This window comes from Moorena sp. SIO3I6 (assembly GCF_010672095.1).
The window spans coordinates 1-2,911 of record NZ_JAAHHU010000536.1 but is presented as its reverse complement, the minus strand read 5'-3'; the positions used below and the strand labels follow the sequence as shown (position 1 = coordinate 2,911).

Annotated in this window: 2 protein-coding genes; both read left to right on the top strand. The window is 39.2% G+C overall.

Features of this window, described 5'->3' with window-relative positions:
* Positions 1 to 331 (top strand): GUN4 domain-containing protein (locus F6K49_RS39105; RefSeq protein ID WP_293105923.1); only part of this gene is annotated, 331 nt, incomplete at its 5' end.
* Positions 332 to 1,156: 825 nt separating this feature from the next.
* Positions 1,157 to 2,749 carry an OmpA family protein gene (locus F6K49_RS39100; RefSeq protein WP_293105921.1) on the top strand — a complete coding sequence of 531 codons (1,593 nt, stop codon included), beginning with the start codon at positions 1,157 to 1,159 and terminating at the stop codon, positions 2,747 to 2,749.
* Positions 2,750 to 2,911 lie beyond the last annotated feature (162 nt).

The following is a 2,911-nucleotide window of genomic DNA, read 5'->3' as shown; positions in this document are numbered from 1 at the left end:
CTGTGTCGATCTAAAAATTATTGACAAACTATCGGGAAATTATAGCGAGGGAAAGTTTGGTTATAGGGTACAACATGAAATTTACAAAAGTATCGATCGAAATATAGCTGGCAACAAAATAAAAAATGAAAAAATTATAGCTCTTTTTCTTTTGAATTTTGCAGAGAGGATTGGATGGTTAAGCCATGGTAAAATTAAGGATGACAACCAACTTATATTTAACCCAGTCAATGCTCCGAAAGGTCATTTACCACAGGGTGGTCATTCATCCTCAACTAATAAAGATATATCCAAGTCGATTTATGATTTTGTAAAACTTATAAATTACTAAGATTCCTGTGGCTTGTAATGTTACATTAACTAATTCTTTATCTAAAACTAAAAACAATAATATTTATCGCTGTTAATTCTTAGATTATTTCGTTTATAAATTTCCTAGCGGGGCGACATTGTCCCCTGTATAATAGCTGGGAATACGGATTGATACAAGTAACAAAAAAAAGATAGGTTAAAGATATCGCACTTCTCACCTATCAAAATTAAATGTTACCTGAATTATCTCAAGACAGGGTTTGTTTTATAACTGAATAATATCCAATTTAAATGCACAACAGCTTAATGGCATTTAATGTAATGGGATTTAATGCAATCGCACAACTAGTCTGGAATCTTCTAGGCTACTCAATCACGAAAAATTTGATGAAACTGGATTTATCAAGCCTTGGAAAATTTTTATTATAATCCTTACTAATTCTTAGTTTTTTGTAATGTTTTATTAATAAAATCTATTTTTTATTCTTTATATTTTTAGATATATTTAGAAAGATTTATATTGCTTATTATAAACTAAGTTAATTATAGTTTAATAATTTCAATGGCATACAGTGTTCATCCTTAATCGTGTAATCATAACCAACTGATCACCTCTATAGCAACATAGATAAAATCACAAAAAAGCTAGTATAGCATTCCATAGTAAGCCTGAGCTAAATCTAAATTAAATTATTGTTAACTATTCACTATTCCCTACTCCCTACTCCCTAAAAACCAGTACAAAATTACCTCACCCACATGTAGTTTTATTAAGCCTGAGATCATCGGAAAAAAAAGTGGTAGATTATAGCAAAGATAGCAAGAAAGTCACAGGTGCATCAAGATGACTCAAAAGAAAACTACCGACAATAAATTAATCCCAGGTAGCTTAGCGTTAGCATTTGCTTTACTCATCGGTGCTGCCTGGTGGGTAACTAACTCTAACTCTCGCTCCTTGCAATTGAACCGTATTAGTACTCCGCCTATAGAAGATGTCAACTCTTCTACTACATCTTCTACTACAACAGAGAATGCAACCGAGAATGCTGATGCTCAAACAAACCTTAACCTTAAGGGATTAGGGGATACCGACCGTGGTTATTCAATCCTCAGTAGTGCTAACTTCCGAGACGCTCTGGTTAAGCGGGGGATTGGTTTCAATTATGCTCAAGAGTCAGACCAGGAAGCTCGTGCAGCAGCTCTTGGTCAGGAACAAGTTGATCTGATTGGCACTAGCTTAGACCAATTCCTGACTCACAAGCCTTTGGGAAAAATTGTTGCTCTTTTGAACCGAACAGAGCAAACAGATGGTACTCAACCCAACTTAGATGTAGTAGTGGCCTCTGAGCGTATCCTGAAATCCAATCCCAAAGAGATACAAGATTTTGTAGAAACATACTACGACCAGGTAGAGAAAGGTAATCTCAGGGATGGGGAAACTGCTGGTAAGGGGATGGAGTTTTTTACAGCAGCTGAGGCGAAAGATTGGATGAAATCAGGAACTTTGGCAACAAGAATAGGGGAAACTGCGGGAGTGTTGGTAGCTTCGGGTAAAGCAAAAGATGTTCCTGTTAATACCACAGAACTGTTTACCGCTAACTATCTTCCCCCAACAGCTGAGCCAAGTATAGCTACAAACCCTCCCACTGATCAGAATCTGCCGGAAGTTGTGGCTCAAGCTCCGCTAGCTGACTCTACTGAAGCGGATCAAGCTAAGGAATCAGAACCGGAAAAAACCGTTACTGAAGCAGAACAAAAACCTGACTCTACCGCCACTCAAGTAGCTGAGGCAAATAATAATACTCAGGCTTCAGTTCCAGGAAAAGCTGAGGAAAAGCCAGAAGTTGCGGCTCAATCTGAGGATTCCTCTAACACTGAAGTCGATCAAGCTCAGGGATCACAACCGGAAAAAACCGTTGCTCAACCGGAAAAAACCGTTGCTCAACCAGAACAAAAACCTGACTCTAGCGCCACTCAAGTGGCTGAGGCAGATGATAAAGCCAAGGAATCGCAACCAGAACAAAAATCTGACTCTACAGACACTCAAGTGGCTGAGGCAGAGGGACAAAACCCCCAGCCCCTAACTAACTTAGAAGTTTTAGGTGAAGTCAAGTTTGCCAAAGCTTCGTTTCAATTAAGTCCCCAGGAGCAGCAAAAGCTCACTGATTTGGCAGAGGCAATTCAGAAATTTCGCCCCAGTAGTTTAGTTGTCAAGGTGCAAGGTCATACCTCCCGTACTGGCAATCCTGAATCTAACCAGAAACTCTCTCAAGCCAGGGCTCAAGAGGTAGTGAACTATCTCAAAAGCAAGTATCCCTCCCATCAATTCGTTGTGGAAGGATTAGGTTTCTCTGAACCCCGACCTGGTACTGACCCGACTTCTCCGGTTAACCAACGAACTGTGATTAGTTTGGCACCGATTCAATCTGGAAATTAGGGACAGATCAAGGCGTTGCCCAATTCTGGAATAGCCAAGGGTAATTGGTATAGAAAAGGGAACAGGGAACAGGGAGTAGGGAGTAGGGAACGATGAACAAAAATTATCACAATTAATTTAGGTACCCTATAACTGGCTCAAGTATAAGCTGTTGTGCATTTA